The organism is Streptococcus sp. 2100 (assembly GCF_013276335.1).
In the GTDB taxonomy this organism is placed as follows: Bacteria; Bacillota; Bacilli; order Lactobacillales; family Streptococcaceae; genus Streptococcus; species Streptococcus pseudopneumoniae.
The window spans coordinates 25682-34614 of sequence record NZ_VMKV01000045.1 but is presented as its reverse complement, the minus strand read 5'-3'; the positions used below and the strand labels follow the sequence as shown (position 1 = coordinate 34614).

Sequence of the window (8933 nt, the reverse complement as noted above, 5' to 3'; positions counted from 1 at the left end):
CTATCCTATCTTCTAGAATGTCTTCCAAACGAGGAAACTCTCGTAAACAAAGAGGTTTTAGAGGCTTATTTACCATGGACTAAAGTTGTACAAGAAAAGTGTAAATAAGAAATCTCCAGATTAGGAACTATCCGTGAGTTCTCTAGTCTGGAGATTTTTCAATATACTTCGTTATTGGGCGGTTACCTTGCCTCTTAAAGAGGCTTTAGTATTACTTACCACTATCCCTAAAGGGATCCTCATATTCTTTTACACTCAATTTATCTAGTGCTATATCATGCTTTTCCTGTTCTTGGATATATTTCTTAATTGTGGCTTCATTAAGCCCTACTGTACTTACATAATAACCTTCCGCCCAGAAATGCCGATTCCCAAACTTGTACTTGAGATTGGCGTGTTTGTCAAACATCATGAGTGCACTTTTTCCTTTTAAATAACCCATGAAACTCGAAACACTTATCCTTGGTGGAATACTTACTAACATGTGTACATGGTCTGGCATTAAGTGACCCTCGATAATTTCAACTCCTTTATAACTACACAAGCGATGAAATATTTCGCCTAAACTACTTCGATATTGATTATAGATAACTTTTCGTCTATACTTAGGGGTGAACACAATGTGATACTTACAATGCCACTTTGTGTGCGATAAACTATGAGCCTTTTGTGCCATATTTTTCTCCTTTCGCTTTACAATTAGCTTGAACACCTTTATTGTATCGCGTTCGGAGTTTTTTTGGTATAACCTTCGACGCGCACCCGCATAGCGGGTGGTTTTTTTGTCTCGCACCTAACGGAGCGAGACGGACTAATAGTCACATAATAAAAAAAATCCTGCAAGTTTATGCCTTGCAGGATTTTTGTTTCTGGTTAGATTAAGCCTTCCAAGAGACCTTTCATAAAGTTTTCTGAGTTAAACTCTCCAATATCATCGATTTTTTCACCAAAACCAATCAATTTTACAGGAATATTGAGTTCTTCTCGGATGGCTAGAACAACACCACCTCGAGCAGTTCCGTCAATCTTAGTCAAGACAATTCCAGTTAATGGCGTGATTTTCGAAAATTCTTTGGCCTGTACAAGAGCGTTTTGACCTGTTGATGCATCAAGAGCCAAGAAGGTTTCATGGGGGGCCTCTGGAACAACACGTTTAATGATACGACCAATCTTTTCCAACTCAGCCATGAGGTTGTCCTTGTTTTGCAAACGACCAGCAGTATCAATCATGAGAATATCGATACCTTCAGCTACGGCACGTTCCATGCCATCAAAGACCACACTGGCTGGGTCAGCTTTTTCAGGTCCAGTCACCACTGGAACGTCCACACGACGGCCCCATTCAGCAAGCTGGGCTACTGCCCCTGCACGGAAGGTATCTGCCGCAACCAGCATGACCTTCTTACCTGCTTGTTTGTAGCGGTGGGCTAGTTTCCCAATAGAAGTTGTTTTCCCAACACCATTAACACCAACAAAGAGCATGACTGTCAAGCCATCTTGGAAGTGGATGCTTTCATCGTAGTTACCATCCTTTTCATAAAGCTCAACCAATTTCTCAATGATGACACGGCGCAGTGCGTCAGGTTTCTTGGCGTTTTCGAGCTTGGCTTCGTAGCGGAGCTCTTCTGTTAAGTTTGAAGCTACCTGGACACCAACGTCACTCATGATGAGCAGTTCTTCTAGTTCCTCGAAAAATTCTTCGTCAACAGAGCGGAAGTTAGCAAAGAAGGCGTTCAAGCGGGCACCAAATCCTGTACGAGTTTTCTTAAGACTGCGGTCATATTTCTCCTGAACAGTTTCTTCTGCTTGAGGCGTTTCTGCTTCAAGCACTTCAGAACTATTTCCTTCTACAGTCTCTAGAAACTCAGGATTCTCTTCCTCTGTGACTTCTTCTGAGTTTGGCAATTCTTCGACTTCTTCTTGTTGAACTTCTACAGCTAGCTCTGAATCCAGACTTTCTTCAACTGTCTCTTGATTATCCTCTTCTTGGAGCAGAGTTTCTTCAGAACTTTCAACCTCTGCTTCTTCTTGAGGAACTTCCTGAGCTTCTGTTAAGACAGGCTCAACATCTTCAGACAAATCAAGATTTTCCAGAGCTTCTTTTACAACTTCTTCGATTTTAGGTTCTTCTTTTTTTCCGAATAGACGGTCAAATAATCCCATATCTTAGTTCTCCTTTAGCACATATTCTTCGATAGCCCAGGCGACAGCCTCTTCATCGTTGGTCATTGGCGTCACTACATTTGCGACTGCCTTGACTTCAGGAACAGCGTTTTGCATGGCAACACCGAGCCCTGCCCATTCAATCATAGAGAGGTCATTGGCCTCGTCACCACAAGCCATGACTTGGCTTTGGTCTATTCCCAAATGACTGATTAGTTTTGCCAAACCTGTTGCTTTATGAACATTCTTTGGTGACCACTCTAGCAACATTTCACGTGATTTAAAGATTTCATATTGGTCAAACAATTCTGGAGAAATCTTTTGAATGGCTGCATCCAAGGGTTCTTGAGCAAAGGCAGTCACGCATTTATTATAGGTCATTTGACTAGATAAGTCTTCAAAGTCCACTGGAACAAAGGTCAATGCTGGATTGAATTTAGCATAAAGACTTTCTTGGTCCGATTGGATTTGATAAACTGTTCCTTCTGAGATGGCATCAAGAGGTAGTGATAATTTCTCTGTTTCTTCATACAAACGTGCCACATCATCATATGAAAAGACTGTTTTATCAAGGATTTCACCTGTATTTTTCTGAACCAAACCACCATTAAAAGTAATCGTATACTCATCTTCCTGACCGTCAGTCCCTAACTCATGGAGAAAGAAATCCATAGCTTTTAAGGGACGACCAGTTGTCAATACGACCTTGATACCACGATCACGCGCAGCTTTCAAAGTTGCCTTGGTACGATCCGTCAGCCTTTTATCAGTAGTCAGCAAGGTCCCGTCCAAGTCCAATGCAATCAATTTTATATCTACCATTATAAGCCCTCCATATAAGCTATAACCGACTGGTCTTTATGGTGACCAATCACAGTCTCTGCTAATTCTAAAATTTCTGGTCGTGCATTTTCAGGAGCTACAGGATGTCCCACAACCTGCATCATATGCAAGTCATTTAGATTGTCTCCAAAAGCCATAACCTGATCCATTGTGATAGCAAGTTTTTTGGCTAATTCAACAATGGCCACACCCTTATCGACATAGTCCAGAACAATATCAATGGATTCAAAGCCAGTTGTCATGGCCTTAACACCAGGGACATTTTCGTTTACCCAAGCTTCACCAGCTTCCAGCGTTTCTTCTGTGAAGTTGGTTGTAAATTTGAAAATGTCATCTTTAATATCTTCTAGACTCGCTACTTTTTGGATATTTTCATTATAATGCTGGCTCACTTTTAAATAAGTCTCATCAACCGTATCTAGCACATAAGAGCCCTTTTTACCAGTCAAAAGGAGCTTATTGATATCTACATAAGGTGACGTTTTCAGCTTTTCAAAAGTTGCCAGATAAAAGTCACGAGACATAGTCGCTTCATACAAGTCCTGACCTTGATACTCTACCAAACTGCCATTTTCCGCGATGAAAATAATGTCATCACGTACATCAGCAAATAATTTTTCCAGAGACAGAAATCCCCGACCCGAAGCCACCGCAAAGTAAATCCCTTTTTCCTTGTAGGAAGCCAAGAGAGACTTGAGACGATCCATATCAAAGCGTCCATTCCCATCTAGGAAGGTTCCGTCCATATCCGTTGCTACTAGTTTAATCATAAATTCTTCATACTCCAATTAATAAATCCACCTTCTATTATACCATAGAAAAAGCAAATAGCGCCTAATCCATTTGAGATTAGACGCTTGATAAACTCCCGACTTTATCACTTAATTTTTATCCAATATTACTTAACCCTTTAGTATAACTGGATTTTTTCTAAATTCCCAAACTAACTTCCACCGCCAATAAAAGTTGAAATTAATCTGATAAAAATCGAAAAAACAAGTGGAATTCCAAGTCAGAGTAAGTTCCACTTGTTTATCGTCCAATAACAAGGAAGAGATGCTCGTCTTTCAAAATTGTCTTAAAGGTTTCTTCAGAATTGAGCCTGTATTCAATAGCCTTCCCTAGTTCTGAACCCTGTAAAACTGACTGGATCCGGCACCAAACAAAGAAGTCTTCCATTCAGGGTTGGAGCTTTTCTTGACGTTTCTGTAGTCGTTCATCAATCGACAATGTATCCCATCAATAAGCTAAGCCTTTAGCACCTAACGATGATTTCCCCACTTGCTTGGGCGTCGCTTCAAAAAACTCCTTTCTCACATGTGCCCAACAACCAACAAGTGCAGCTTCTTCCAGTTGACGATAAGCGGACTAGCAGTTCGCAGTTTACCAAGCTTAGCATCGCTTTGCTCCTAAACCTTGGACTGCTATCGCATAAGCAGAATAAGCTCCATGAGATTCCTGCACTACTAAACCACTCCGTCGCTGATCATGATGGTAAAGCGTGATACCTTGTTGCTCATCTTTCCCTGACAAAAAAGTCTAATAATAGGTCTGCTGGCTATCACTTTTTAAGACCCAATAAGAGGTTTCTTTCGGATGAGGAAGAGGTTGTTATAGAAACTTTTCTTCTATAGTTACTTATCTTATAAAAAACATGTTATAACATAGTATATTGACATTGAAATAGTACACCGTTGTTTCTAAAACATTGTTAGAAATTGGTTTAACTTCCCCAATAAATTTGTTCAATTTTTATTTCATTTCGCTATAAATCGTAATATACTTTGATTTTCTCAAATATTATGTTATCGCAACTTCTCAAAAGTAAAATATTATTATTTAATCCCTATTAAATATATCTCTTGTATAAACTTTTTCTAATACATCAGACAATTCATCTGAAATTCTATTTGAAATAATAACATCCGATGTTTTTTTAAATTCTTCCAGATTCGTTACAACTTTAGCATCAAAAATCTCTTTTGAAGACAAAAACGGTTCATAAATAATAATATTTACATTATATTTCGTTAATTGTTTAATCACATTTTCAGTTGACGAATCACGAATATTATCAGAATCTTTTTTAGCTAGCAAACGATAAATGCCTACATTGTATATATTATTTTTTGTTATTTGTGTTGCTATAAACTCTGATCTTTTTTGGTTACTTAATACAATAGAATCTAACAAAACAGTTGGAAGGCCTTCACATTCACTTAACATATGTTTTGTATCTTTAGGTAAACAGTATCCTCCATAACCAAAACTAGGATTATTGTAAAATTCTCCGATTCTTTCTTCAGAACAAATTCCTTCAATGATATTTTTAGTATTTAACCCTTTCATAATGGAAAAACTATCAATTTCATTGAAGAACGCAATTCTCATTGCAAGGTATGAATTTGAAAATAACTTAATTGCTTCAGCTTCAGCTGAATTTGTCAGTAGAATCGGGGCAACTTCATTTAACGAGAACTCCGATAATAATCTTCCAAATCTTTGACAATATTCAGCTCTCCCTCCCAAAATAATTCTAGATGGAAATAAGTTATCTAATAATGCTTTTCCTTCACGCAAAAACTCTGGAGAAAAAATGATCCGATCTGTGTGAAATTTTGTATTCAAATAATTCGTAAATCCGATTGGCACTGTAGATTTTATAACTATATATGCAACAGGATTAATACTTAGGCAATCAGCTATAACTGATTCTATACCCTCAGTATCTAATACTCCTTTATTTTCATCAAAGTCTGTTGGTATTGCTATTATGATACAATCAACTTTTTCAAAGTACTTCTCATCATAAATACAAGCTTCGAATTTCAAATCTTTATTTAAAAAATATCTCTCCAACTCATAGTCGATAAATGGACAAATTTTATTATTAAGCTGTTCGACTTTCTGTAAATTAATGTCTAATCCAACCACGTCATGTTCCTGAGATAACAGGACAGATAAAGTCAAACCGACGTACCCCATACCAACTGTAGTTATTTTCATAATAGACCTTCTACTACTTTCTTATCTGTTTACATTCAGCGCACCCACTTGATTTAGTTTTTTTAAACCTAATTTATAAGTGGTTGGATTTAATTCATAGGTAATGAACTTTCTATTTTTCTTAAAAGCACACAAAGATGTAGTCGCTTGCCCCATAAACGGATCCAACACAACATCACCTTCCAGAGAATAAATATCAATAAGTTGATTGACAATTTGTTCTGGAAAAGCTGGTGGTCTTGTAGAATAATCCCAAGGTATATTCCAAATGCAGTCAATAAATTTAGTGCCCTCAATGTTTCTATCCCACACTATAAATTCTGACTTTTTCTTAAAAATCAATATGTATTCATAGTTATTTAGAATCAAAGACTCATTATTCGAATAACTTGAAGGATATTTTTCAACTTGATTTTTGATATATGAAGTATTATTCAAATTCCATATTATTGTCCCTTCAATATAGAAATTATGCTCCGCAAAGAATTTTTCAATTTCATGTTTGATATCGTAATACATATTTTGATTTTTTCTGCTAATTTCTACAGAACTGCAAATATTGATGCAAATTGTTCCTGTTTCTTTTAATATTTTACTACATCTTTCCCAAACACTATTTAGACTCTGAATATAGCCTTTATATGTTTCTGTTAACCCAATCTGATCATCGTGTTGATAATCAACTAAATTAAAATATGGTGGAGAAGTGATTATTAAATCAACAGAATCATTTTCTACATCTTCCATAGCTCTGGAATCACCTAAATAAGCCTTATTCTCTGTTTTCATGTTTTTTACTCCTTTTAGTTTTTTCTATTAACATATACGAGATTAATATCATTACAATCATAAAACAAGAAATCAATAAGATAGTTATTCTCATATTAAATATTTGAATTCCTACACCAATTATCGGATTTACCAACATTGTAACAAGACTAATTGAAAAGGATAGTCCTGATATAACTGTTGCTCTTGAATTGTCATCAACCCAAAGATGTAACATCTCCATGATAATAGGATCAAGAATATCTATGATAATGTACAACAGTAGAAAACTAAATATAAATGTGGCATTGAAAGGCAAAATTTGAAAAATAATGGAAATCATTAGTATCAATGATAGCAGCATAATTAATTTAGAAACTCTTATTTTTGATATTTTATAAGCTTGAGTTGCTACTATGCCACCAATGATACTATAAATCATAAACATAGCTCCATTAATAGATGTAGAAAATCCTATTTTAGAAAAATAATCTGGTAATAAAGCAAATACTACGTTAATTGCTGAGACAATAACCGTAGTAAAAGCGAACATGAAAAGAATTTTAGTAGATTTTAGCAACCTATGAAAAACTGAAAATAATTCTTTAAATTTCGGAACACCATTTTGATTAAGATCTTCTATAGAGTGTTTCTGATTATCTGGAATAGATATGATGATTATCATTGAACCTATAAGTGTAAAAGATTGTATAAAATATGGTAAACATCTTGTAATGCTATATAAACCACCTCCTATAAATGTAGCAATCCCCAAAGTCAGAGCGCTGATTAATTGTAACTTTCCTCGTATTTTCCCATAACTCTCCTCCTTGCCTTCACTTCTTAGAGATTCAAAAAACAAGGCATCATCAGCTCCACTTAAAAAAGCATTTCCTACTCCTTCTAAAACAAATGCACCTAGTATAACATAGTAAACATAGTCCTTCATTAGCAAGATTGATGAAAGAGTTAATAATGGAGTAATTGATAACAGAACTAGTCCCAATAGAACGATTTTCTTCTTACTAAACCTATCTCCTAAAATTCCGGAGGGAATCTCTGAAACTAATTGTGAAAATAGAAAAATAGATTGAAAAAATGCAAATTGTACTAAAGATAATCCCAAAAACTGAACAATAAAGATAATATTTACTATTCTAGTAAATCGTAAATTTGTAAAAATGATATATAGATAATATTTTAACTCTGATGAAATTTTATTGCTTCTCATACCACATTCCTTCTAATTCATCTTTTACTAACCAAAAATTATCAACATCAAAAGATTTAAAAATAGCTTCCAATTCTATTCTATTCATAAATTCATGAAACAATGGATCAGATTTTCTAGTTTTATTCAAAGATGCTGATTCAAAAATACCTATTTTCCCATTATTACTCCTATGCATGCGATTTCTACAACTAAGAGATGGCATATCTATATATATTTTGGGATATATTTTATTACTGATTCTCCAGGCTTTGCCAATTGCTTTACACTGACTTAACTCTTCACAAACTATAATTTCTTCAAAATTTTCTTCAAAATATTCTGAAATGAATTCTGGTAAATACGAAATGATTGATCTACGAAAATGAAGTAATAGTTCTGGTCCAAATACAATATTCTTTGCACTAGGCACTAAATCATACAAACCTTTTAATTCATCATCACTAAAGTTATGTTTTTTTAATATCTTATCAATCATTTTATAAGATAAATCTCTTCGAATTATTTTTATTTCAATGCCTACACGTTTTCCTAGCTGTTCAAAAAATATTTCTAAGCGTTTAACAAATTGTTGCCATCTTTCTTTTTCACAATCATCTTTACATGATTCAATAGGTGTATCCACATATATTGCACAATTTAAATTTTTCATGATGGCCTCATTAATAGGCATCAGTATATCAAAGTAAAAATTGATAGCCAGATTATCAATTTTTGCATCACAGCGATCAATACAAGCCCCCCCAACAACAAGACTGTTATTTGGAGAAAAATTACTTGTTTCATCAAAAACTATTAAATTATCCCTAAAACTAGCATCATAATTTAAGTCATTTAATGAAATTATCTGATTTAAATCTTTTTTATACATTTTTTTCACTAGTAAATTGGAAAAATCAATATCTTCAATCACAGGCATGTA

9 protein-coding genes are annotated in these 8933 nt (G+C 34.9%); all 9 read right to left on the bottom strand.

Going from position 1 to position 8933, the window contains the following annotated elements; genetic code table 11:
• Nucleotides 1–211 precede the first annotated feature (211 nt).
• Nucleotides 212–676, bottom strand: coding sequence for an IS200/IS605 family transposase (gene tnpA / locus HT669_RS07425; protein ID WP_000057429.1), 465 nt, complete (start codon nt 674–676; stop codon nt 212–214).
• Between the two features lie 197 nt (nt 677–873).
• Nucleotides 874–2163 (bottom strand): signal recognition particle-docking protein FtsY, encoded by a 1290-nt coding sequence (gene ftsY, locus HT669_RS07420; protein ID WP_000522341.1) that lies wholly within the window; start codon nt 2161–2163, stop codon nt 874–876.
• 3 nt (nt 2164–2166) lie between these two features.
• Nucleotides 2167–2985: a Cof-type HAD-IIB family hydrolase gene (locus HT669_RS07415; protein ID WP_050208148.1), complete on the bottom strand. Its 819-nt coding sequence runs from the start codon at nt 2983–2985 to the stop codon at nt 2167–2169.
• The gene (locus HT669_RS07410; RefSeq protein ID WP_050208167.1) at nt 2985–3776 is read right to left on the bottom strand and encodes an HAD family hydrolase; all 792 of its coding nucleotides are present in this window, start codon (nt 3774–3776) and stop codon (nt 2985–2987) included. The genes HT669_RS07415 and HT669_RS07410 overlap by 1 nt, the downstream gene beginning before the upstream one ends.
• Before the next feature lie 622 nt (nt 3777–4398).
• Complete coding sequence (locus HT669_RS11400) at nt 4399–4539, bottom strand: hypothetical protein (protein WP_212750494.1); 141 nt, start codon at nt 4537–4539, stop codon at nt 4399–4401.
• 306 nt (nt 4540–4845) lie between these two features.
• Complete coding sequence (locus HT669_RS07395; protein WP_000705670.1) at nt 4846–6012, bottom strand: nucleotide sugar dehydrogenase; 1167 nt, start codon at nt 6010–6012, stop codon at nt 4846–4848.
• Nucleotides 6013–6033: 21 nt separating this feature from the next.
• Nucleotides 6034–6801 carry a site-specific DNA-methyltransferase gene (locus tag HT669_RS07390; protein ID WP_000846118.1) on the bottom strand — a complete coding sequence of 256 codons (768 nt, stop codon included), beginning with the start codon at nt 6799–6801 and terminating at the stop codon, nt 6034–6036.
• Entirely contained in the window at nt 6785–8011 is a 1227-nt protein-coding gene (locus HT669_RS07385; RefSeq protein WP_001257305.1) for an MFS transporter, read from the bottom strand. Before HT669_RS07385 ends, HT669_RS07390 begins: the two co-directional genes overlap by 17 nt.
• On the bottom strand, nt 7998–8930 hold the full coding sequence (locus tag HT669_RS07380) for a hypothetical protein (RefSeq protein ID WP_001144047.1): 933 nt from the start codon (nt 8928–8930) through the stop codon (nt 7998–8000). The genes HT669_RS07385 and HT669_RS07380 overlap by 14 nt, the downstream gene beginning before the upstream one ends.
• Nucleotides 8931–8933 lie beyond the last annotated feature (3 nt).